The 23,109-nt window shown below is 71.7% G+C and carries 20 protein-coding genes; 11 read left to right on the top strand and 9 right to left on the bottom strand.

Features of this window, described 5'->3' with window-relative positions; all coding sequences use genetic code 11:
- Window positions 1-24: 24 nt before the first annotated feature.
- Complete coding sequence (locus tag ACZ4VA_RS12815; RefSeq protein ID WP_468081184.1) at window positions 25-2,502, bottom strand: beta-glucosidase; 2,478 nt, start codon at window positions 2,500-2,502, stop codon at window positions 25-27.
- Between the two features lie 681 nt (window positions 2,503-3,183).
- Entirely contained in the window at window positions 3,184-3,621 is a 438-nt protein-coding gene (locus tag ACZ4VA_RS12810; protein WP_356171371.1) for a DUF4442 domain-containing protein, read from the bottom strand.
- A gap of 217 nt (window positions 3,622-3,838) precedes the next feature.
- Here ACZ4VA_RS12810 and ACZ4VA_RS12805 point away from each other — a divergent pair, with 217 nt between their 5' ends.
- Window positions 3,839-4,861, top strand: a complete 1,023-nt coding sequence (locus ACZ4VA_RS12805; RefSeq protein WP_355789162.1) for a DUF8017 domain-containing protein — start codon at window positions 3,839-3,841, stop codon at window positions 4,859-4,861.
- Window positions 4,862-4,919: 58 nt separating this feature from the next.
- Window positions 4,920-6,263 (top strand): MFS transporter, encoded by a 1,344-nt coding sequence (locus ACZ4VA_RS12800; RefSeq protein ID WP_452922888.1) that lies wholly within the window; start codon window positions 4,920-4,922, stop codon window positions 6,261-6,263.
- Here ACZ4VA_RS12800 and ACZ4VA_RS12795 read toward each other — a convergent pair.
- The 3 genes from ACZ4VA_RS12795 to tuf all read right to left on the bottom strand — a co-directional run bounded on the left by ACZ4VA_RS12795 (window position 6,225) and on the right by tuf (window position 9,312).
- Complete coding sequence (locus ACZ4VA_RS12795) at window positions 6,225-7,070, bottom strand: spermidine synthase (protein WP_468081181.1); 846 nt, start codon at window positions 7,068-7,070, stop codon at window positions 6,225-6,227. The two genes, ACZ4VA_RS12800 and ACZ4VA_RS12795, sit on opposite strands and share 39 nt — an antisense overlap.
- An 88-nt stretch (window positions 7,071-7,158) precedes the next feature.
- On the bottom strand, window positions 7,159-8,001 hold the full coding sequence (locus ACZ4VA_RS12790; RefSeq protein ID WP_468081179.1) for a patatin-like phospholipase family protein: 843 nt from the start codon (window positions 7,999-8,001) through the stop codon (window positions 7,159-7,161).
- A 129-nt stretch (window positions 8,002-8,130) separates the two neighbouring features.
- Window positions 8,131-9,312, bottom strand: a complete 1,182-nt coding sequence (gene tuf, locus ACZ4VA_RS12785) for an elongation factor Tu (RefSeq protein WP_402372410.1) — start codon at window positions 9,310-9,312, stop codon at window positions 8,131-8,133.
- A 691-nt stretch (window positions 9,313-10,003) separates the two neighbouring features.
- Here tuf and helR point away from each other — a divergent pair.
- The gene (gene helR / locus ACZ4VA_RS12780) at window positions 10,004-12,172 is read left to right on the top strand and encodes an RNA polymerase recycling motor ATPase HelR (RefSeq protein ID WP_468081487.1); all 2,169 of its coding nucleotides are present in this window, start codon (window positions 10,004-10,006) and stop codon (window positions 12,170-12,172) included.
- Window positions 12,173-12,338: 166 nt separating this feature from the next.
- Window positions 12,339-13,175, top strand: coding sequence for a TVP38/TMEM64 family protein (locus ACZ4VA_RS12775; RefSeq protein WP_356171263.1), 837 nt, complete (start codon window positions 12,339-12,341; stop codon window positions 13,173-13,175).
- A gap of 58 nt (window positions 13,176-13,233) precedes the next feature.
- On the opposite strand, the gene ACZ4VA_RS12770 is transcribed toward ACZ4VA_RS12775, so the two are convergent.
- The gene (locus tag ACZ4VA_RS12770) at window positions 13,234-14,403 is read right to left on the bottom strand and encodes a thiolase family protein (protein ID WP_355790178.1); all 1,170 of its coding nucleotides are present in this window, start codon (window positions 14,401-14,403) and stop codon (window positions 13,234-13,236) included.
- Window positions 14,404-14,553: 150 nt separating this feature from the next.
- Here ACZ4VA_RS12770 and ACZ4VA_RS12765 point away from each other — a divergent pair, with 150 nt between their 5' ends.
- From ACZ4VA_RS12765 to ACZ4VA_RS12755, 3 genes are all read left to right on the top strand, one after another.
- Complete coding sequence (locus ACZ4VA_RS12765; RefSeq protein WP_468081176.1) at window positions 14,554-15,015, top strand: winged helix-turn-helix transcriptional regulator; 462 nt, start codon at window positions 14,554-14,556, stop codon at window positions 15,013-15,015.
- A 561-nt stretch (window positions 15,016-15,576) separates the two neighbouring features.
- Complete coding sequence (locus ACZ4VA_RS12760) at window positions 15,577-16,452, top strand: undecaprenyl-diphosphate phosphatase (RefSeq protein ID WP_356171266.1); 876 nt, start codon at window positions 15,577-15,579, stop codon at window positions 16,450-16,452.
- A 207-nt stretch (window positions 16,453-16,659) separates the two neighbouring features.
- A complete protein-coding gene (locus ACZ4VA_RS12755; RefSeq protein ID WP_356171269.1) occupies window positions 16,660-16,839 on the top strand; it encodes a hypothetical protein in 180 nt (59 codons plus the stop codon).
- A gap of 100 nt (window positions 16,840-16,939) precedes the next feature.
- On the opposite strand, the gene ACZ4VA_RS12750 is transcribed toward ACZ4VA_RS12755, so the two are convergent.
- Together ACZ4VA_RS12750 and ACZ4VA_RS12745 are read right to left on the bottom strand one after the other, a co-directional pair.
- Complete coding sequence (locus ACZ4VA_RS12750; RefSeq protein ID WP_355784711.1) at window positions 16,940-17,074, bottom strand: hypothetical protein; 135 nt, start codon at window positions 17,072-17,074, stop codon at window positions 16,940-16,942.
- Between the two features lie 19 nt (window positions 17,075-17,093).
- Window positions 17,094-17,378, bottom strand: a complete 285-nt coding sequence (locus ACZ4VA_RS12745) for a hypothetical protein (RefSeq protein WP_355784708.1) — start codon at window positions 17,376-17,378, stop codon at window positions 17,094-17,096.
- A gap of 434 nt (window positions 17,379-17,812) precedes the next feature.
- Between ACZ4VA_RS12745 and ACZ4VA_RS12740 the strand changes: the two genes are divergently transcribed.
- Window positions 17,813-18,103, top strand: a complete 291-nt coding sequence (locus tag ACZ4VA_RS12740) for a hypothetical protein (protein WP_355784705.1) — start codon at window positions 17,813-17,815, stop codon at window positions 18,101-18,103.
- A gap of 99 nt (window positions 18,104-18,202) precedes the next feature.
- On the opposite strand, the gene ACZ4VA_RS12735 is transcribed toward ACZ4VA_RS12740, so the two are convergent.
- Window positions 18,203-18,796, bottom strand: coding sequence for a hypothetical protein (locus ACZ4VA_RS12735; protein WP_468081485.1), 594 nt, complete (start codon window positions 18,794-18,796; stop codon window positions 18,203-18,205).
- Between the two features lie 312 nt (window positions 18,797-19,108).
- Between ACZ4VA_RS12735 and ACZ4VA_RS12730 the strand changes: the two genes are divergently transcribed.
- The 3 genes from ACZ4VA_RS12730 (at window position 19,109) to ACZ4VA_RS12720 (ending at window position 22,946) form a co-directional block, all read left to right on the top strand.
- The gene (locus ACZ4VA_RS12730) at window positions 19,109-21,169 is read left to right on the top strand and encodes a restriction endonuclease (protein ID WP_468081173.1); all 2,061 of its coding nucleotides are present in this window, start codon (window positions 19,109-19,111) and stop codon (window positions 21,167-21,169) included.
- Window positions 21,170-21,505: 336 nt separating this feature from the next.
- Window positions 21,506-22,099 (top strand): DUF4291 domain-containing protein, encoded by a 594-nt coding sequence (locus ACZ4VA_RS12725; protein WP_468081171.1) that lies wholly within the window; start codon window positions 21,506-21,508, stop codon window positions 22,097-22,099.
- A 322-nt stretch (window positions 22,100-22,421) separates the two neighbouring features.
- Entirely contained in the window at window positions 22,422-22,946 is a 525-nt protein-coding gene (locus ACZ4VA_RS12720) for a nuclear transport factor 2 family protein (protein WP_356171280.1), read from the top strand.
- The last annotated feature ends 163 nt before the right edge of the window (window positions 22,947-23,109 follow it).

Genomic DNA, 23,109 nt, shown 5'->3' with positions numbered 1-23,109 from the left:
GCGTGGTGAGGACCGCGCGAGGTATCAGCTCGTCACCTCCGCGGTCGTACGCAGCCGCAGGGCGCGCGAGGACGAACCCGCCCATACCGTGCGGCGGCCCGTGCCGAGGACCCAGCCGTGGTGCTTCGCGTCCCACGAGGAGAGGGTGCGCCGTGTCACCGTCACGCCGACCCGGCGCCGCTCCCCCGCGCGCAGGGTGAGGCGCCGGTAGCCGCCGAGGATCCGGACGGCCTGGTCGAGCCGCAGGTCGGGCGAGCGTCCGACGTAGACCTGCGCCACCTCGACGCCGTCGCGCCGCCCGGTGTTGCGCACCGTGAACGTCACCTCCAGGCCGCGCCGGCTCTCCCGTACCCGCAGGTCCTCGTAGGCGAAGGAGGTGTACGACAGTCCGTGCCCGAAGGGGAAGAGCGGGCGCACGCCCTGCGCGTCGTACCACCGGTGGCCGGCGTGGACGCCCTCCGAGTACTCCTCGACGCCGTCGCCGCCCGGGTAGCGGAGCGGGTCGCCGGCGACCGGGTGGTGGGCGTCGTCGGCCGGGAAGGTCTGGGTGAGCCGCCCGCCCGGGTCGCAGTCGCCGAACAGGACGGCGGCCGTGGCGGCGGCACCCTCCTGACCGGGGTAGTACATCTGGAGCACGGCGGCCGTCCGAGGCAGCCAGGGCATCGCCGTCGACGACGAGGTGTTGAGGACGACCGTGGTGCGGGGGTTCGCCGCGGTCACCGCCTCGATCAGCTCCGCCTGGTGACCGGGCAGGGCGAGCGTGGTGCGGTCCTGGCCCTCGGTCGCGTCCTCGTAGGCGAAGAGGACGACGCTCCGCGCGGCACGGGCGGTCCGTACCGCCTCGGCGACGTCCTGCGCCCGGGTCGCGCCGGTGACGCGCCGCAGCCGGAACACCTGGCCCCGCGCGCCGCCCTTCGCGGTGATCTCCACCTTGTGCGCGCCCGCGCCGAGCCGCAGCGTCCTGCGGCGCACGGACAGCCCGTCGGGCGCGGCGGTGACGAGGCCGCCCTGGAAGTACTCGGCGTATCCGGCCCGCACGGGGTAGAGGTCCTCGCCGTCGAGGCGGACCTGGGGCCGCTCACCGGAGTAGTGGACGACGAGCGTCCACTCGTCGGCGTCCGCGACGGTCAGCGTCCCCTCGTAGGTCCACGTCCGCCCGGCCGGGACCTCCTGGCCCTCCGGGTCGACGGCGCCGCTGAGAGCGCCGTCCGGCAGCGGCTTGCCGTAGAGGTCCTCGCCGAGCGCGTACGACACGTGGGCGCCGCGGCCCGCGCGGGCGCGGATGGCGTCCAGGGGGCTTTCGGCGCGGTCGGGGACGACGTGCGCGCTGCCTCCGCCGCTGACGAACGGGAACGCGCCGGTGGGGCCGACGACGGCGATGCTCCGGGCGGCGGCGCCGGCCAGGGGCAGCGCGCGGTCCTCGTTGCGCAGCAGGGTGGCCCCGGCCCTGGCGACCTCCAGGGCGACGGCCGCGCCCGCTGCCGGGTCCCGCTCCGGGCGGGGCGGGGCGCTGCCGTCGAGGAGCCCGAAGCGGTCCATCACGGTGAGGACGCGGCGTACGGCCCGGTCGACGTACCGCTCGGACACGCCGCCGTCCCGTACGGCCTTCTTCAGCGGCGCGCCGAAGTACGTGCCGTCCGGCATCTCCATGTCGAGGCCGGCGGTGATCGAGGCGACGGTGCTGTGGGCGGCGGACCAGTCGGTCATCACCCAGCCCTCGAAGCCCCACCGTTCGCGCAGGACGTCGGTGAGCAGCGGCCCGCTCTCGCAGGCGAAGGTGCCGTTGACCTTGTTGTAGGCACCCATGACGGCACCGACGCCGGCGTCTACGGCCGCCTCGAAGGCGCGCAGTTCGACCTCGTGCAGGGTCTGCTCGTCGATCCGCACGTCGACGGACATGCGGTCCTTCTCCTGGTTGTTCAGCGCGAAGTGCTTGACGGTCGCGACGAGTCCCTCGTCCTGGATGCCGCGGATCTCGGCGGCGACCAGGTCCGCCGCCGCCAGCGGGTCCTCGCCGAACGTCTCGAAGTTGCGGCCCCCGTACGGGGTCCGGACGAGGTTCACCATCGGCGACAGCAGCACGTCCTGGCCGAGCGCCCGGCCCTCGCGTCCGATGACCTGGCCGTAGCGCCGGGCGAGGTCCGGGTCGAAGGCGGCGGCGAGCAGGACGGGGGCGGGCAGCGCGGTGGCGTGGCGGGTGACGCGGACTCCGGCGGGGCCGTCGGCCAGCCGGAGCGGGGGGATGCCTAGGCGGGGGACCCCGGGGACGTAGCCGGCCTGCCCGAGCGGGTCGGGGTCGGTGGCGCCGTGCAGGAGGGAGATCTTCTCGTCGAGGGTGAGCCGGGCGATCAGGCCTTCGACACGCCGGTTCGCGGGCGCGTCGCCCCTTCGGGTGGCCGCGTGCGCTCCGGCCGCGGTGCCGGTTCCGGTGGCCGCCGCGGCGACCGCGACGGCGCTGCCCAGCAGCCGCAGGGCGGAACGCCGGGAAAGGGTGGGGGACATGGGCCGTCACTCCTTCTGTGCGCGGACACGTCGTCGTGGACCGCGTGCACACGTGCCGACGGCAGCCGTGTCCGGCCCTTGCACGCACTATGCGCCGACGCCCACTTGACAGCCCGTCAGACACCACGGGAGCGGCGCGAAAACTGTGACCGCCGGTGACTCGTGCCGGCGCAGCAGCGAAGGGCAGCGGGCAGGTGCCCCGGCAGGGCGCGGAATCAGGGGGTGACGGGCCGGCGGGACGGCCAGGTCAGCCGCAGGCCGGGCCTACGTCAGCACCGGGGTTCGTCAGCACCCGGGGACGTGCGCCATCCGCACGTCGGCGGACAGTCCGCACCGGGGTTCGTCACCAGGGGTTCGTCAGCACCGGGGGCGCGCGCCTTGCGCACGCCGAACGGAAGGTCCGCACCGGGGTTCGCCGGCCGGGGACGTGCGCGCCGGGGTCATGAGCACCCGGGACAGCAGAGCCGCGGAGTCGGCGGCGGAGGCGTACGACCGGGCCTTCGTCGCGGAGCCGACACCCGACAGCCGACAGCCGACAGCCGAGATTCGCACGCGCCGGGATGCCCCCCCCAGGGCGTCACAGGCGCGGCAGCGACCCCGTCCGGCGCACGCGGCGCGGTCGTCCTTGTGGGCGGCCGTCCCGGGCGGCCGGAGTGGGCCGGCTGCCCGGGGCGTGGAGGATCAGCCGTTCGGGCGGAGGGTCCAGACAACCGTCATCTCGCCGGTGACGGCACCGTCCGCGCGCTGGATGGCGATGGCGACCGGGAACTCGGGCCGCTGACCCGCGTCGAGTTCGGCGACGACCTCGGCGGCCGGACGGCCCAGCGTCGCGGTGGCGGTGACGGGGCCCATGGCGAGCTTCTTGTACGCGATCGCGGCGCTGACGGCGAGCGGCACGGCGCGCGACAGCTGCTCCCCGAACGCCGCCAGGACGATCGCGCCGCTCGCGGACTCACCGAGCGTGAACATCGCTCCGGCGTGCGGGCCACCGACGTGGTTGTGGTACTCGCCCTGGTCCGGCAGGGCTACCACTGCCTTCTCCGGCGTGGTCTCCAGGAACTCCAGGTTGAGGGTCCTGGCCATCGGCACGGTGGCGGCGAGCATCTCGCCGATCGACATCTGGTCTGCGCTCATGCGCTGATGTTACCCACGAGTAGCCACCGTTGGCCAGGACCCGTGGGCGATCCCCGCGTCCCCTCGGTGCGGGTATACGGCGGAAAGCCCGGGAAAGGGCGGATCCGGTCCCCCGCCCCGGGCGCGGATGCCGGCGCCCGGTACAGGTCTGACGAGAGGCAGTGACCCAAACGTGTCACGGGCGGCACTAGGGTTACTGCCCATGTGGCCAGGACAGCAGCCGCCCGGGGGCGAGCAGAACCCGCAGGACCAGAACCAGAACCCGTACCAGCAGTCGGGTTACCAGCAGCCGAATCCGTACCAGCAGCAGGGATACCAACAGCCGGGGTACCAGCAGCCCAACCCGTACCAGCAGCAGCCGGGTTCGGGGCAGTGGGGCGCTCCCACCCCCGCGGGCGCGCCCGAGCCGTCGCCCGGTGGCGGGAAGAGCACGAAGGTCGTCGCGATCGTGGCCGCCTCGGCCGTGGTCGTCACCGCCGCTGTCACCGGTGTGCTGGTCCTCGGCGGCGACAAGGACGACAAGGCCGACGGCAAGAACACCAAGCCGTCCGCCACCGCCTCCGAGAAGCCGAGCGAGTCCCCCACGGGTGAGAACCCGCGCGGCACCGACGACGAGAAGCCGACCATCGCCGGCTGGAAGGTCGTCATCAACCCCAAGTGGGGTACGGCGTTCGACGTCCCGGCGGAGTGGGAGGTGCGCACCCCCGGCACCTTCATCGGCTTCGAGGACGCCCAGAAGGAGGACGGCTCCGCGGTCGTCGGCATGTCGGCACCCGCCTTCCTCAAGGAGAAGTGGTGCACGACCGACGACGACAAGGACGGCACGAAGGACGACACCGAGCTCGCGGCGGCCGGCACCAAGGGCCAGAGCGGCGCGAAGAGTGCGGCCCAGGCCGCCCGCAGTGACTCCGCGACCTGGGCCTGGGCCGGTTACACGGACCAGACCAAGGCCGACGAGAAGAAGATCGTGATCGGCAAGGCCGAGGACTTCACCTCGGCGTCGGGCCTCAAGGGCAGCATCGCGACGAGCTACACACGCGGGGTCAAGAAGGACGACAAGTGCGACACCGAGGGCAAGGCGACCACGTTCGCCTTCAAGAACTCCTCGGGTGACTTCGCCTCCTTCACCTTCTACGGGGCCAAGGGCGTCAAGGACGAGGTGCCGGACGCGATCGTGAAGAAGATCGCCTCCACGGTGCGGCTGCACGGCGACCCCGAGTCCTGAGCCGCCGTCCGGCACCGGACGGTCCGGTGGGCCCGGCACCTGACGGGCAATCGACTTGATGGGACGGGACGCGGCGGGGGAAAGTCGGCGGGTGAACAGTGCCGTCGACGCTCCCCGCCACCGCCCCTCCTGGGCCGGCCGGAACTACTCCCTGCTGACCGCCGCCGCGGTCGTCACCAACCTGGGCAGCCACGGCGCCCTGATCGCGGCGGCCTTCGCGGTCCTCGACGCGGGCGGTGACGGCGCGGACGTCGGCCTGGTCGCGGCGGCGCGCACCCTCCCGCTGGTCCTGTTCCTGCTGATCGGCGGCGCGGTCGCGGACCGGCTGCCGCGCCACCGGGTGATGGTCGCGGCCAACGCGCTCAACTGCCTCTCCCAGGCGGCCTTCGCGGTCCTCGTCCTCGCCGGGGAGCCGAGGCTGTGGCAGATGATGCTGCTCACCGCGCTCGGGGGCACGGGGCAGGCGTTCTTCAGCCCGGCGGCCGAGGGCATGCTGATGTCCTCCGTCACCGGGGAGCAGGCGAGCCGCGCCTTCGCCCTGTTCCGGATGGCGATGCAGGGAGCGGGACTGGGCGGCGCGGCCCTCGGCGGGGCGATGGTCGCCGTGACCGGACCCGGCTGGGTGCTGGCCGCTGACGCGCTGGCCTTCGCGGTCGCCGGATCCCTGCGCGCGTTCCTCGACGTGAGTCACATACCGTCCCGCGTGCCCGGCGGCGGAATGCTCGCCGATCTGCGCGACGGATGGCGGGAGTTCACCGGGCGGCCGTGGCTGTGGGCGATCGTCGCGCAGTTCTCCGTCGTGGTCGCGGTGGTCGGCGCCGCCGAGTCGGTCTTCGGTCCGCTGGTCGCGCGTGACAGTCTCGGCGGCGCCGGACCGTGGGGCCTGGCCCTCGGTGCGTTCGGCGCCGGCACCGTCGGCGGGGCGCTCTTGATGACGCGCTGGCAACCGCGCCGGCTGCTGCTCGCGGGCACGCTGTGCGTCTTCCCGCTGGCCGCTCCGTCCGCCGCGCTGGCCGTCCCCGTGCCGCTGGGCTCGCTGTGCGCCGTGATGTTCGTCAGCGGCCTGGCGATCGAGGTGTTCGGTGTCTCGTGGATGACCGCACTCCACCAGGAGATCCCCGAGGACAAGCTCTCCAGGGTGTCGGCGTACGACTGGTTCGGCTCGATCGCGATGGTCCCGCTGGCTACGGCCCTCGCCGGCCCGGCGGAACAGGCCTTCGGCCGCGGCGCCTCCCTGTGGGGCTGCGCGGTGCTGGTCGTCGTGGTCACGGCGGCGGTCCTGTGCGTGCCCGACGTACGGAACCTGACGCGCCGGACGAAGGCGGTGGCACGGGCCACGCCGGTGTCGGACGTCGTCCTGGGGTCAGCCGATGCCGAAGGCTCCGTCGGGCGGCTCGGGTGAGGGCACCGCGTCCTCGTCGTGCACGGGAGCCGCGCCGCCGATGAAGTCCCGCAGTGCGGAGCCGTGTTCGACGCGGGCGGGGAAGGCGTCGGAGGCGGTACGGCGGGCGAGGGCCGCGGTGTCGAGGGGGCGGTGGGACGCCACGAGCACGGCGTTTCCGAACCGGCGGCCGCGCAGCACGCCCGGTTCGGCGATGAGCGCCAGCTCCTCGAACACCGTGGAGAAGGTGGCCAGTTGGGAGCGGAGGAAGGCGAAGGGCGCCGCGTCGGCGAGGTTGGCCAGGTAGACGCCGTCGGAGCGCAGGGCACGTCCGGCGGCGCGGGCGTAGGCCACGGACGTCAGGTGTGCCGGGACGCGCGAGCCCCCGAAGACGTCCGCGAGCACGACGTCCGCCGACCCGGGCGCGGCGGCCTCCAGCCAGTCGCGGGCGTCCGCGCCGTGCACGGTGATCCCCGCCGCCTCGGGCAGCGGCAGGTGCTCGGTGACGAGGGCCAGCAGGGCGCGGTCCGCCTCCACGACGTCCTGGTGTGAGCCGGGCCGGGTCGCCGCGAGGTAGCGGGGCAGGGTGAGGGCGCCGCCGCCGAGGTGCACGACGTCCAGTGCCCGTCCCGGTTCCGCGACGGTGTCCAGCACGTGCCCGAGCCGCCGCGCGTACTCGAACTCCAGGTGCGTCGGGGCGTCCAGGTCGACGTACGACTGCGGGGCCCCGTCGACCGTGAGCAGCCAGGCCCGCCGCCGGTCGATGTCCGGCATCAGCTTGGCGGTCCCGTGATCCACGTCCCGCGTCACGGGTATCGGCTCGTCCACGGCTCCATTGTGCCGTCGTTCACGCACCGCGAAGGGCCAGGCCCGTCCCACCGGCCAACGGGGACGGCCCGCGCTCCCCCGCCCCCGCTCAGCCCCGCCACACTTCCGCGAGCTCCGTCGCGTGTGCCGGTGCCTGGTCCAGCCCGGCTCGCGCCGCGGCTGCCCGTACTGCCGGGTCCAGCGGGTTGCGCCCGAACGCCCGCTTCGCCGCCCGGCCGGGTGTGACGACAGCCACGCGCGCACCGGCCTCCGCCAGCCTGCGGCCCTGCACGGCGGCGGGCACCAGGGGGCCGCCGCCGACGGCCAGGGGCGCGAGGACGACCACGCGCTCGTATCCGGCGGCCAGGTGGGCGTTGGCAGCGGAGTGGATACCGCCGTCGCTGTACCGGCGGCCGCCGATGGTGACCGGCGGCCAGACGCCGGGGACGGCGCAGCTCGCGGCCACGGCGTCCACGAGGGCGACGCCGCTGTCCTTGCCGAAGACGCGCAGTTCGCCGGTGGCCGTGTCCACGGCGGGCATCAGCAGGGCGCGGTCGGGCCACTCTGGCGAGACGAGCCGGCTCTCGATGGCCGCGCGGCGCTCGGCCTCGGAGGTGGTGTTCGCCGCGAGCGCCGTCCGGCCGAGCCTTCGGCCGTACGCCTCGGGGGTGCGCGAGGTCAGCGCGGACCAGACGAACCGGAGGATCAGCGCGGGACCCAGACGTCCGGCGATCTCGGCGGCGGGCGGGACGAGCTGGCGCCGGTAGAGCCCCTCCAGCGTCAGCTCGCCGGAGGTGAGCTGGGCGCCGACCGAGGATCCGGCGGACGTGCCGATCACCACGTCGGCGTCGCTCAGGTCGACGCCGGCCTCGCCGAGCCCGTACAGGATTCCCGCCAGCCAGCCGATCCCGGCGTGGCCTCCGCCACCGAGCACAAGTGCCTTGCCTGCCACGGTTTTCCGCCCTCCCGCGCCGCCCGTCGCCCTGGGAGGCCAGTGTCGCGCACGGCAGCGGCACGCACCGGCGCGGGTGCCCGCCCTCTTCGGGACGGGCACCCGCGCCGTGCGAGCCCTGCGCCGGTCTCAGCCGACCGACGTCACCGTGCCCGCGCCGACCGTCCGGCCGCCCTCGCGGATCGCGAAGCCGAGACCGGGCTCCAGCGGGACCTCGCGTCCGAGCTCCACCGTCATCGTGACGGTGTCACCGGGCCGCGCGAGGGCCGCCTCGCCCAGGTCGACGTCGCCGACCACGTCCGCGGTGCGGATGTAGAACTGCGGCCGGTAGCCGGTCGCGACGGGCGTCGTACGGCCGCCCTCGCGCGTCGGCAGGACGTACACCCGCGCCGAGAAGCGGCGTCGGGGGACGACGCTGCCGGGCGCCGCGACCACGTGCCCGCGGCGCACCGCGTCGCGGGGCACTCCGCGCAGCAGCAGGGCCACATTGTCCCCGGCCTGCGCCTCCGCCATGGGCTTGCCGAAGGTCTCCAGGCCGGTGACGACGGTGTCCACGGCCGCGCCGAGCACCTCGACCCGGTCGCCGACCCGGATCGTGCCGCGCTCCACCGCGCCCGTCACGACCGTGCCGCGCCCGGTGATGGTGAGCACGTTCTCGACGGGGAGCAGGAACGGCGCGTCGAGATACCGCTCCGGCATGGGCACGTACGTGTCCACGGCGTCGAGCAGCGCGTCGATCGCGGCGGTCCAACGGGGGTCGCCCTCAAGGGCCTTGAGCCCGGAGACCCGTACGACGGGCACGGCGTCGCCGCCGTAGCCGTGCGCGGAGAGCAGCTCGCGGACCTCCAGCTCCACGAGGTCGGCGAGCACCGCGTCCTCACCGTCGTCCACGGCGTCGGCCTTGTTGAGGGCGACGACGATGTGGTCGACACCCACCTGCCGGGCGAGCAGCACGTGTTCGGCGGTCTGCGGCATGATCCCGTCGAGCGCGGACACGACGAGGATCGCCCCGTCGAGCTGGGCAGCGCCGGTGACCATGTTCTTCACGTAGTCGGCGTGGCCCGGCATGTCCACGTGCGCGTAGTGCCGGGTGTCGGTCTCGTACTCGACGTGGGCGATGTTGATGGTGATGCCGCGCGCGGCCTCCTCCGGCGCCCGGTCGATCCGGTGGAACGGGACGAACGTGCCGGAGCCGCGCTCGGCGAGGACCTTGGTGATGGCGGCGGTCAGGGTGGTCTTGCCGTGGTCGACGTGCCCCATGGTGCCGATGTTCAGGTGCGGTTTGGTCCGCACGTAAGCCGTCTTGGGCATGGCTGTACCTCGAAGCCTCTTCGTGTCAGCTGAGCTGAGTGAGAGCTCCGGCGCACACGGGCCGGAGCGGGGACCCCGAGGACTCGCCGACCCTCCCCCTGCGGGGTCCGCCGGACGATCCGGGAAGGGTCAGCTTCGGGCGCCGTCGACGGCGGCCGTGACGATGAGGACGGCAGCCTTCGGCGCATCCGCTGCTGCGGATGTCGCGAGGAGGAAGGCGTGCCGGAACATGAGGCGATCATCGCCGACGCGTGTGCGCACGTCGAATGGTTTTCCGCGGCCCGGTCACGCCCGGTGCCGACGGGGCGTCAGGGGCCGGTGGTGCGGCGGGCCGGCGCCGCGTGGGGGCCGACGGGTGACGGGCCCCCGGGCCTCACTGGGGGTGCGGGACGAGGGCCCCACACTCTCTGCCGACCCGACGCGGGCGGCGGATGCACGGGACGCCCGGCCGCCGGGATCCGTGACGCGGGGCCGTCCTCGCGCGACGGACAAAGAGAGGTCGCCCGCGCGCCGGGGGCAAAGAGGGGCCGTCTACGCGCCGCGGGCAAAAAGAAGAGGAAAGGAGGGGTGTCCGCTCCTTTCCACTCTCAACGTATAGCGCACCGGGGGCCTTGCGGCAAGGCCCCCGTGATGCCGCACACTGACCGGCCGAAGCCGACCGCCGTGCCACCCCGAACCGGAGCCGATGCCTGTGAATCCGCTGACCACCAGCGTGTTCGACCTTCCCGACCACCTGTCCCCCAAGGCCGACCCGGAGCTGATCGCCGCCGACGAGCGGTACTTCGCGGCCCTCGCGCGGACCCTCGACCAGACGATCGCCGAGCTGTCCGACCGTCTCGCCGCCGAACGCAGGGCACCCGGCGGCACGGGCCGCCAGGCGATGGACCGGGACGCGGAGATCCACCGCCTGACCGCCCGCCTGGGCACCCTGCGCCGCTTCGGCCTGGACCTGTGCCTCGGCCACATGGTCGCCGCCGACGGTTCCGGACCCGTGTACGTCGGCCGGCTCGGCCTGACCGACAGCACGGGCCGACGGCTGCTGCTGGACTGGCGCTCACCCGCCGCCGAGCCGTTCTTCGGCGCCACCCACGCCGACCCGATGGGGCTGGCCAGTCGCCGTAGGTACCGCTGGACCCGCGGCCGGATCGGCGACTACTGGGACGAGGTGTTCACCGCGGACGGGTTCGCCGGGCACGCCGCGCTCGACGACCAGAGCGCGTTCATCGCCAGTCTCGGCGGCAACAGGTCGGCCCGGATGCGCGACGTGCTCGGCACCATCCAGGCCGACCAGGACGCCATCATCCGGGCGGGTTCCCGGGGAGCCCTCGTGGTGGACGGCGGTCCGGGTACGGGGAAGACCGTCGTCGCCCTGCACCGCTCGGCCTACCTCCTGTACTCCGACCCGCGTCTGAGGCAGCGCCGGGGCGGTGTGCTGTTCGTCGGCCCGCACCGGCCCTACCTCGCGTATGTCTCGGACGTCCTGCCCAGCCTCGGCGAGGAGGGCGTGCAGACCTGCACGCTGCGGGATCTCGTCACCGAGGGAGAGGGGGCGGCGGCCGAGACCGATCCGGAGACGGCCCGGCTCAAGTCGTCCGCGGACATGGTGCGGGCGATCGAGACCGCCGTCAGGTTCTACGAGGAGCCGCCGGCGAAGGGGATGACGGTCACCACCCCGTGGTCCGAGGTCCTGCTCGGTGCCGACGACTGGGCCACGGCGTTCGAGGCGGCGGAGCCGGGCAGCGCGCACAACGAGGCACGCGACCAGGTCTTCGAGGAGCTGCTCACGATCCTCGTCGAGAAGCACGACGAGGACGCGCCGGCCGAGGCGGTCCGCAGATCGCTGCGGCAGGACAGGGAGCTGGTCGCGGCCTTCGACCGGGCGTGGCCGCTGCTGGAGGCGGCCGACCTGGTGGGGGATCTGTGGTCGGTGCCGGCCTATCTGCGGCTGTGCGCCCCCTGGCTGAGCCGCGAGGAGGTACGCCGGCTCCAGCGCGCCGACGCCCGGGCCTGGACGGTGTCCGATCTGCCGCTGCTGGACGCGGCACGGCAGCGGCTCGGCGATCCGGAGGCCGCCCGGCGCCGGCGCCGGCAGGAGTCGGTCCTGGCGGCGCAGCGCGAGCGCATGACGCAGGTGGTCGACAACCTGATCGAGGCCGCGGCCGACTCGGGTGCCGACGGCGACGACGGCGAGGGCCTCGTGAGGATGCTGCGCGGTGAGGACGCCCGGGTCAGCCTGGTGGACGAGTCGGAGCTGCCCACCGCCGATCCGGACCTGCTCGCCGGACCGTTCGCGCACGTCGTCGTGGACGAGGCCCAGGAACTCACCGACGCGGAGTGGCAGATGCTGCTCCTGCGGTGCCCGTCACGGAGTTTCACCGTCGTCGGGGACCGCGCCCAGGCCAGGCACGGCTTCACCGAGTCGTGGCGGGAACGGCTGGAGCGGATCGGCCTCGACCGGATCACGCTCGCCTCTCTCGACGTCAACTACCGCACGCCGGCGGAGGTCATGGCGGAGGCCGAGCCGGTCATCCGTGCCGCGCTGCCGGACGCGAACGTGCCGACGTCCATCCGCAGCAGCGGCGTCCCGGTCGTCCACGGGACGGTCTCGGACCTGGACGCGGTCCTGGAGAGCTGGCTCGCCGACCACGCCGACGGGATCGCGTGCGTGATCGGAGCCCCGGGTTTCCGGGCGAGGTCCCGCGTCCGGTCGCTGACCCCCGAGCTGTCCAAGGGGCTGGAGTTCGACCTGGTCGTCCTCGTGGACCCGCAGGACTTCGGCACGGGGATCGAAGGTGCGGTGGACCGGTACGTGGCGATGACCCGGGCGACCCAGCGGCTCGTCGTCCTGACGGGTTCCTGAGCCCGGCGGGCGGTCGCTCAGCCGCCGCGGTTGAGGTGAGCGGACGGAACGTCAGCAGGGGGCGCTGTCCGGCATGCCGCCCGACACACACGATGTCGGGGAATCTGTGACCTCCGTGAGACGAACCATACGGCGATCACACACACCGGTCGGTTAGTGTCACCGGATGCTCGATGCCACCACCCGCTCTGGGGGCACCGCCACGGCCACTCCCCCGGCCACCGCCACGGAGCCCGTCTCCGCCACGCAGTTCCCCGGCACCGGACCGCTCACCGGCGCCACCCGTCCCGGACCGTCCGACCCGGACCGCTCACTGACCTCGAGAAGACTCGCCGCCCGCTGCACCGGGGTACTGCTCTCGCCCTGGTCCCGGCTGTCCCTGCTGCTCGTCCTGCTCGCGGCGGCCGCGTCCGGTGTGCTCCTCTTCGAACCGCAGCGCCTGCTCGCGGACGGCTGGCCGCCCGAGCTCGGCGGCACGGCGGCGGCCCTGGTGTTCGCGGTGGCGTACGGCCTGTGCACGGTCGCGTTCGTGCCCCGGCCGCTGCTCAACCTCGCGGCGGGCGCCCTGTTCGGCTCCCAACTGGGAGTGGGCGCCGCGCTGGGCGGGACCGTGCTCGGCGCGGGCCTTGCCTTCGGTCTCGGCCGCTTCCTGGGTCAGGACGCCCTGCGCCCGCTGCTGCGGGGCCGCTGGCTCAAGGCGGCGGACGGGCAGCTCAGCCGGCACGGCTTCCGCTCGATGATGGTGGCCCGGCTCTTCCCAGGGGTGCCGTTCTGGGCCGCCAACTACTGCGCTGCCGTATCCCGTATGGGCTGGCTGCCGTTCCTGCTCGCGACGGCGCTCGGCTCGGTACCGAACACGGCGGCGTACGTCGTCGCCGGCGCCCGCGCCTCGGCACCGACCTCGCCCGCGTTCCTCGTCGCCATGGGCTTCATCGCGGTACCGGCACTGGTCGGCACGGTGGTGGCCTGGCGCAAGCGCCACCACCTGCGCGCCGTCCGCTGACCCGCCGAAGGCCCGGTCACCCGTTCACCTGGTGCTGCGGCTCGCCGCTCCGACGGGCCTACACGGCCTCCAGCACCATCGCGTTGGCGAGGCCGCCCGCCTCGCACATCGTCTGGAGCGCGTAGCGGGCCCCGCGTTCGCGCATCGCGTGCACGAGGGTCGTCGTCAGCCGGGTGCCGCTCGCGCCCAGCGGATGACCGAGGGCGATGGCGCCGCCGTGCACGTTGACCCGGCCGAGGTCCGCTCCGGTCTCCTGCTGCCAGGCGAGGACGACGCTGGCGAAGGCCTCGTTGACCTCGAAGAGATCGATGTCGTCGAGGCCGAGCCGCGCCCTGCGGAGCACCTTCTCGGTGGCCGGGACGACGCCGGTGAGCATCAGCAGCGGATCGGAGCCGGTCACCGCGAAGCTGTGGAGTCGCGCGAGCGGGCGCAGACCGAGCCGGGCGGCCGTCTCGCTCGACGTGATGAGCACGGCCGAGGCGCCGTCGTTGATCGGGCTCGCGTTGCCCGCGGTGATGTTCCACTCGATCTGCGGGAAGCGCTCACCGAAGGCGGGGTCGTAGTACGCGGGCTTGAGCCCGGCGAGGGTCTCCGGAGTGCTGGCGGGCCGTACGCACTCGTCCCGCCGTACGCCGTCCAGCGGGGCCACCTCGGCGTCGAACAGGCCGTTGTCCCAGGCCGCGGCCGCCTTGCGGTGGGAACTCACCGCGAAGGCGTCCAGCTGCTCGCGCGACAGCCCCCACTTCGCGGCGATCAGTTCGGCGCTGATGCCCTGCGGGACGAGACCCTCCGGATAGCGCTCGGCGACGCCGGGCCCGAAGGGGTCCTTGCCCGCCGGCACGTTCGACCACATAGGGACGCGGCTCATGGACTCCACACCGCAGGCGACGACCAGGTCGTAGGCACCGGACAGGACGCCCTGCGCCGCGAAGTGCACGGCCTGCTGGGAGGAGCCGCACTGCCGGTCGACGGTCGTCGCGGGAACCGTCTCGGGGAACCCCGCCGACAGCACGGCGTACCGGGTGGTGTTCATGGCCTGCTCGCCGACCTGGTCGACGGTGCCGCCGATGACGTCGTCGATCAGCGCCGGATCGACGCCGGACCGCTCGACCAGGGCGCGCAGGGTGTGGGCGAGGAGTTCCACGGGGTGGACATGGGCGAGGGCGCCGTTCGGCTTGCCCTTGCCCACGGGGGTGCGTACGGCTTCGACGATCACGGCGTCGCGCATGGTGGGCCTCTCCAGTGAGGAACCGGCGGTCGGACGGGCTGGGCCGCACCGCACACCCGGAACGGGTGAGTTGGTTTCCCAAACCCGCTAAGCGACCCAAGAGTAGCCCAGAGGGTTGGAAGAACCAACCCACCCTCTAGACTGGTCGGCATGAAGGACTCCCGCCCCTGCTCGATCGCCGCCACGCTCGCCCTCGTCGGCGAGAAGTACTCCCTGCTCGTGCTCCGCGAGGTATCCCTGGGCGCCACGCGTTTCGACCAGCTGGTCCGCAACATCGGGGCCCCGCGCGATGTGCTGACCGCGCGGCTCAAGCGGCTGGTGGAGGCGGGCGTGCTGGAGAAGGTGGAGTACAACGAGCGCCCCAAGCGCTACGAGTACCGGCCCACTCCGGCCGGCCGGGAGCTGGAGTCGGTGCTGTTCACGCTGATGGCATGGGGGGACCGGCATCTCCAGGAGGACGGTTTCCGCCCCATGGTGCTGCAGCACTCCTGCGGCCACGAGCTGGTCGCCCAGGTCGTCTGCCGGGACTGCGGCGAGGAGGTCCGGCACGACGACCTGACGGCCCACCCGCAGTCCCCGGGCTGGACGGTGACGGGGCCCGCGGCGGCGTAGGGGCGGCTGTGCGCACGGCGGTTACGTGGGTTACGCAGGGGTCCGACTGTGCGCACTGGGCGTGACGTCGGGGTTCGACTGTATGCACTGCGCGTGACTTGAGGTGCGGCCGCATGCACGAGGCGTGACGTTGGGCCCGTTGCGTTCACGGCGGGTGACGTAGGGGCTTGGTTGCGTGCACGGCGGGTGGTTCGGCGTGCACGTTCCGGGCGTCGCGGTCACCGGCGCGCACCGGCCATATGACCTGACGCACCGTCAACTAGCTTTTTACATGGTCAAGTTACGGGATCGATCCGGCGGCCATGGAAGGTGTCGGCCCCAGGACAGTCCGCGCGGGAACAGTCCCGAGCGGCCGTGCGGCGGGGCGATACCCGCGCCTGCGGGGAACCCCGGCCGGGGGCGCCGGTGTTTCGAACGTCCTGCGAAGACCCTGTGGTCGGGCTGTCGGTACGGGACGCTACGCTGCCCCTCAAGACCCGTGATCACCGCGCCCCGACGGCCGGTGCGCGCGGCAACGCCCCATCAACCCTTCCACGATCAGCACTTGGACCACGAAATTCCATGTCTTGGTTTGAATCCCTCGTCCTCGGACTCGTCCAGGGGCTGACCGAATTCCTTCCCGTCTCGTCCAGCGCGCACCTGCGCCTCACCGCCGCGTTCGCGGGCTGGCACGACCCGGGAGCGGCCTTCACGGCGATCACCCAGATCGGCACGGAGGCCGCGGTGCTGATCTACTTCCGTAAGGACATCGCGAGGATCGTCTCGGCGTGGTTCCGCTCGCTCACGAACAAGGCGATGCGGCACGACCAGGACGCCAAGATGGGCTGGCTGGTGATCGTCGGCTCGATCCCGATCGGCGTGCTCGGCGTGACGCTCAAGGACCAGATCGAGGGGCCCTTCCGCGACCTGCGGCTGACCGCGACGATGCTGATCGTCATGGGTGTCGTGCTCGGCGTCGCCGACCGGCTGGCGGCACGCGACGAGACGGGCGGCCGGCACCGCGCCGCCAAGCAGCGCAAGTCGCTCCAGGAGCTGAGCGTCAAGGACGGCCTGATCTACGGCGTCTGCCAGGCGATGGCCTTGATCCCGGGCGTCTCCCGGTCCGGCGCCACCATCAGCGGCGGCCTGCTCATGGGCTACACCCGTGAGGCCGCCGCCCGCTACTCCTTCCTGCTCGCCGTCCCCGCCGTGCTCGCCTCCGGCGCGTTCGAGCTGAAGGACGCCAGCGAGGGCGGGCACGTCTCGTGGGGACCGACGATCTTCGCCACGATCATCGCGTTCGTGGTCGGCTACGCCGTCATCGCCTGGTTCATGAAGTTCATCTCCAGCAAGAGCTTCATGCCGTTCGTCTGGTACCGGATCGCGCTGGGCATCGTCATCATCGCGCTCGTGGCCACGGGGGCGCTGAGCCCGCACGCGGCGGAGTCCGCGGGCTGACCGGGGCGCGCCCGAGGCCGCCGCGGTGGACCCCGGCGGCCCGGCCGTGGCCGCCCCTGCCGGGCCCGTCACGCCCGCGGGTCACCTGTCAGGGCGCCCCAGGTCGCGGCAGAACACGTTCCACCAGGATCCACCGTGACCAACCACATACGGTGTGCGTAGCCGTCCGGTAGCGCAGTGTCAGTCCTTGCGCCTAGGCTGTTCCGCATGTCCCCAGATTCCGTGCCCCCTGGTTCCGTGCGGTCTGCGGCCGCGTTAAATGAGCAGATTCGTGCGCTCTGGATGCGTACGGGCGGCTCCTTGTCGGCGCAGGAGCGGGCGGAGTACGAGCTGCTGGTCGTGGAGTGGGCCGCCGCCATCCGCGGTGAGGTCATCGAGGCCGCCTGACCACCGGCCCGGCCGCCGTACCGTCCCGCACCCGCGGCTCCCGGCCATCCCGACCCGCGTCCGGAGCCTCCGGGGAGGAGTCTCCCCGCCCAGGACACCCCTACGACCGCAGATGCGCGAGAACCACCTCGGCGACCAGGTAGGTCCGCTCGTCGGGCAACAGCACGGCGGCCAGGTCGAGTTCACCGGCCCGCACGCGCGCGTGGATCTCGTGGGCGAGCGGTGTCAATTGCATGTGGCTGGTCCGAACGCCGTCATGCGGAAGCCACCACCTCGCCGGCCATGACCTGTGGAGGGTTGGGGAGCAGGGACGCAAGGTTGTCCCGCACGAAGTCCGCAGCTCTCGAGATCGATTCGGCGGCACCGGCCTGGTCCTGGAAGACGCTGGTCGAGACCATCACTCCGTCCCCGGTGTCGATCCAGTAGTAGGCCACGAAGCCGGAGACCTGGCGCATGAGCGGCACGAACCCCTCGTTCACGAGACGTGCCGCCTCGGCCGAGTCGGTCACCCCTTCGTACCGCCGGACTGCTGCGTACATCACCAAGCTCCTCAGGTCGTCCTGGGTTCGTCGTCTGCTGAGACGTCGTACCCCTGCGACGGCTGCCCGGCTCACAAGGCGTCTGGCAATCACCTGAAGGGCCGCCGTGGGTGATCCGAACGGCGGCCGCCGGCCCGGACACACGGCCCTGCGCACGTCTGCCACGAGAAGGCGTCGACGCGGAGTGGAGCAGCCCAAGCCGGTGACCGCCCGCAGCCCGAGGAAAGGCTGTGAACGCGGCTTGATGACCCATGTCAAGCCGCGTTCACAGCCCTTTTGCCTTCCGAGAAGGACTTCCAGCCCTCAACGGGTCTGTGAGGGCGGCTTGGTGATCCATGCCAAGCCGCGCTGACGAATCTCACCGAGCTGCGGGCAGCCGTCAGAGGTATCGCGGAAGAGTGATCAACCATGCGCACATCTTCCATGGCGTTCGAATGACTCCTCCCGCTGCGTGGGCGGCCGCGATGGGCGCCGACTACCTGGCGCTCCCCCACGAACCGACGGGGCAGCAGGTCCGGCTGCTCACCGCAGGATTGCACCGCGTGCCTCTGCGTCCCTTCTGCCCCTGGTACCCCACCGAGTTCTACGTGGCCCCGGGGCTCGTCCTGCACGTCTCGGGCTCGGCGGACGACGACATTTTCAGCGTCTGGGCCGGCGCTACCCACCGCAGCGCTCTCGCCCCGCTGGCCGAAGCCGCTGTCGAGTGGAACCAGTTCGACGTGTGATCTCGCTTCGTCCCCTTGCTGCCCGCAAGACACGGGTGCCGACAGATGGCGGAGCGTATCGCCGGAGGGCTCCCACGACCAGCTGAGCGCACGACTCGGTCAGGCTCCGGTGATACCGAAGAGGGTGTCGTCCAACCTGCGTGTCCACAAGGCAAGGTCGCTGCTCGTCGCCACGGCAATGGTCTGTCCGGAGGGCGAGAAGCCCGCTGTGCGGAATGTGGAGTAGTTCGAGTGGAAGATGTGCCACCACTGCTCCGCGTGCGGACCGGCGTGGGGCAGCCCGCCGTCGCGGGACAGCAGGACGCGCTCGTTCGGCCAGGCCGGGGTGACGACCTCCAGGGTCCAGCCGTCCCCGGTGGTGGTGTGCAGCCCTCCACCGAAGAGCCCCGCGATGCGCACACGGCTCCCAGCGACCGGTCCCAGTCCTGGGCAGGACAGATCGACGACCGCGTCGGGGGTGCTGTCCTCGGGGTCGAGATCGCGCTCCCTGGCGATCTTGTCCCCGGTGACGGCGTCGAAGAGGCCATGACCGTCGGAGGAGACGACCATCACCAGATCACGGCCGCTGTCGGGATGCGTCGCGAAGCCGATCCCGAGCAGACCACCGACGGCAACGCCGTATGTGTGCTCGAAGACGGGCCGCCAGGGTTCAGGGGCGGGCACCACGGGGGCCGCGAGAAGCCGGTTCCGCATCGCTCGCTGGTACGCCGAGAGCTCGGGCTCACGCTCCGACTGCTCGGCCGGCCCCGCCTTCTTCGTCCACTTCACGTGTCCATGATCCACGCTTCGGCGGGCTCACCCAACGGAGTTGATGCAGCCCGGCACTTGAGCACGTGCTCTTGCGGTCTGTGAACGCGGCTCGATGACTCACGTCAGACCGTTCACATCCTTTGACGAGTACATATGCGAGATCGTGATTGCTCGATAGAGTCATCTCTTACAGTTGGTTGCGGGGACAACCAAATGCTCTTCGGCTGCCCCCGTCCTGGGGAGGGCCTGCAGCACATGAGTCGTCGTTCTACTGGTTCTGTCGGCGTCTGGGCTGAGATGCAACGGCAGCAGCAACGCCAGATGGAAACTGAAGCCAGACGCCGTAGGCAGCAGGAACAGCAAGCGCGGGCCTACCAACGCCGAGCTGCCCAGAGCCACCGCGAGTACCGACAGGCCGAGGCTCTACGGCGCACGGAGGAGTTGGACGCGCAGGTAGCGTCGTTGCAAGGTCTACTCGCCTCTGGTTGCCGGGCTCCCGCCTTCAGGGCTGCCTCTCTCATGCGACCTGAGAATGTCCAGCCCTTCGCCCCAGGACCGTTGGCACAACCGGTGCCCATGCCGGACTTCAGTCACTACCAGACACAGAGCGGTTGGACGGCGAGTCGAAGGGCCCAGGCGCAGGCCGAAGCACGAGCGCGCTTCGAGCGTGACTGGCAGGCTGCCCAGGCGGCGGAAACTCAGCGGCAGCAACAACTCGCGTCGTACCAGCGGGAGTACCAGCAATGGGCTGACACCCAGCTGGCAGATGTACGGCTGCACAACGCCGGCATCGGCGCGATGACCGAAGGCGTAAGGCGTCAGGATCCCGATTCCGTGATCGAGTACTTCACTGCCGCCCTCTACGCCTCGACGGCGTGGCCGGAGAACTTCCCACGGCAGGTGGCAGCTGCGTACGACCCGGCAGCACGGCAGTTGGTCCTGGATTGGGAGTTGCCCGCTTACAGCATCGTGCCGGAGGTCAAGGCCGTTCGGTACATGTCCGGGGTCGACCAGGACAAAGAGACTCCTCGCCCGATAGGCCAGCGCCGGGCCCTGTACGGGGAGGTGCTGGCTCAGTGCATGCTTCTCGTTCTGCACGAGCTGTTCGGCGCAGATGAGCTGGGTGCGCTCGAGTCAGTGGCCTTGAACGGGTTCGTCGACGGGCATGACCCTACGACGGGCCGACCGGGTCATATATTCCTCGCGACCGTCATGGCCTCGCGCTCGTCCTTCCGTGACTTGCACCTGGCGCAGGTCGACGCAGGTAGTTGCCTGGCTGACGCACTGCGCGGGCAGGTCTCGGTGCGACCGGACCAGCTCACGCCGGTGCGGCCGAGCAAGCGGCCGCAGGATGTCGGAAACCGTGTTGTCACCCACGGCAGCGACGAGGAACCAGACCTGTTCGCCATGGACCCGATAGCCTTCGAGAATCTCGTTGCCGATCTTTTCCGTGCCATGGGGATGCAGGCGGTGACCACCCAGCGGTCCAACGACGGCGGTGTGGACGTCGACGCGCTGGATCCGACGCCGATCCGTGGCGGCAAGATTGTCGTGCAGGTGAAGCGCTACCGCAGCACGGTTCCGCCCACGGCTGTGCGCGACTTGTACGGAACGGTCCAGGACGCCGGCGCCAACAAGGGTGTCCTCGTGACGACGTCGGGGTTCGGCCCCGGCTCACACACCTTCGCCAACGGCAAGCCGCTGGAACTCATCTCAGGTGCCGAACTCGTCGATCTGTTGCATCGCCATGGACTGCGTGGGCGACTGGGTGAGCGTGGTCAGCAGGTCTCCGCGCAGGCGACGCCCTCGGGGCCGAACAGTCGACTGCCCGACGATTACAACGTCTTGGGCATGTCATGGACCGGAAGTGTCGCCTTGGACGTGTGCGCTCTCGTCTGCCGTGGCAACGAGGTCCTCAGTGACGATCACTTCGTCTTCTACAACAACCCGCAGACGCCGGACGGCTCAGTGCGTGCTCTTCCCGCCACCGCACCTGACAAGGCCGCGATCTGTGTCTCGTTCGACGGGTTGCCCGAGGAGGCTGACCGGTTCGTACTCGTGGCCGCCATCGACCCGGAGATCGACTCGGACGCCGACCTCTCCGGCTTCACGGACGCCCGCATCCGCCTACGCGACCCAGGGCTCGCCGAGCTGGGGCAACTCGAAGTCTCCGACGGCAAGCCACGCGAAACCGCCCTGGTACTCGGCTCCTTCCGTCGAAGGTCGAACGGAGACTGGGATTTCGTCCTGGGCGGCAAGGGCTACACGGGCGGCCTGGAGGCACTCGTCCAGGATTTCGGCATCGAAGTGGAGTAGAGCCCATCGGGGTCCGGAGCCGCTGCGCTGGCTGGGGGTTGTGAACGCGGCTTGGTGATCCATGTCAAGCAGCGTTCGCAGACTGTCCGGACGCACTCAAGAACTGGGGCTACGACATCGCGGTCCTGGAGAGTCCCGCTGACGTTGCCGCACGCGTTCGGTATGTCCGTGACGTGTGGACCGGTGGCTGTGCGGAGGAACCTCCGTTCTGACTCCGGAGGCCACTTGGCCAGCACGGGCGACCGTCTGCCACTTGCGGCCGGCGGGCGCCGTCGCGTCACGCAACGGGTCGAAAATCGATGGTCATCCGAGCTGACCGGGCCCACGCTGTAGGCCATGGAAGAACCGCTTCGCAGGATCCGTGCGCTCCACACGGCGTCCACGGTCACCGTCTACCAGGCGTACCGCCCGGAGATCGGCGGACCCGCCGCCCGCAAGGGCCGTTTCCCCGTCACGTGGAAGCCTGACCGCATGACGTGGATCAAGCCCAGTTTCATGTGGATGATGTACCGCTGCGGCTGGGGCACGAAGGAGGGGCAGGAGACCGTCCTCGCCGTCGAGATCACGCGCGACGGCTTCGACTGGGCGCTGCGCAACGCATGCCTGTCGCATTATGTCCGCGGACTGCATCCCGATCGGGTCACCTGGCAGCGTGACCTCAAGCGCGCACCGGCTCGGGTCCAGTGGGATCCCGAACGCGATCTGCACCTGCGTCCCCTGGCGCACCGCTCGCTGCAACTGGGGCTCGCGGGTGAGGCGTCGGCGCGTTACGCCAACGAGTGGATCGTGTCCATCAGCGACGTGACCCCGCTCGCCCATGAGATCCACGCGCTCGTCAAGGACGGCGAACTGGACGCAGCTGCCCGACTGCTCCCCCAGGAGCAGGGATACCCCGCCGGTGACGAACTGCTGGCCCACCTGCGTCCCTGACCGGCGATCCGGGCACGACCGCCGGCATCACCCACGGGTTGCATGGAGGCAAAGGTCTGTGAACGCCGCTCGATGATCCACGTCATCCCGTCGCGCTTCCACGTCGACGGGAACCGTCCCGTCCGTACCGCCGGCTCCGCCGGTTCCGGGACGGTGGGCGGTGACGGTGGACGGGGTGTGCCGGGCGCGGACCTCCAACTTGGGCCGGGTGGGCGCGTGTTGATCGTTCAAGGGGACAGGGCAGCCGCGGATGCCCGTGAAGGCCGGCGAATATCGCCGCACGCCTCTTGGCTGATCCCCTTCCGTGGCCAACACTGAGCCGATGACGCAGCGTGTGGAGCTCGCGACCGTGATGGACCGGCTTGCCGTGGACGACCTGATCACCGACTACGCGGTGGCGGTGGACGACGGCGACTGGGAGGCGTACCGGGCGCTGTTCGCACCCGAGGGCCGCGCCGACTACCGCTCGGCCGGGGGCGTCGAGGGGGATGCCGCGCAGATCGCCGGCTGGCTCACCCGGAGCCTGGGGCTGTTCGCCATGCGGCAGCACCTGATCGTCAACCGGCGGGTCAGGTTCGGCCTGCTGGAGGGCGACACCGGCGACACGGCCCGGGTCCGGGCCGACTACGTCAACCCCATGCGGTTCGCGGGGCCCGGCGAGGGCACCGACACCTCCCCGGCGTCCACGGCACCGGACTTCGTCTGCGGCGGCCGCTACGCCTTCGCGTTGCTGCGTACGACCGAGGGCTGGCGTCTGCGCGAGGTGGTCGTCCAGGAGAAGTGGCGCACGGTCGCCACACGGCCCGCCGCCGAGGCGGCACCGCCCGCCCCGCTCCCCGGGAACTGACCGGCCGACCGCACGCCCCGGCGTCGGGTCGCACCTTCCGTCCACCGCGCCGCCGTCCCCCACCACCACGACCCCGGGTCCGCCATGAAGGGGCGGCGAGGCCGGGCTCCCGGGCCCCGAGGCCCGCCCGGTGAGGCGATGCGGTCATCCCCACCGAGGTCCG

It is taken from the genome of Streptomyces sp. NPDC028308 (assembly GCF_055565855.1).
This window is presented reverse-complemented; position numbering and strand designations above follow the sequence as displayed.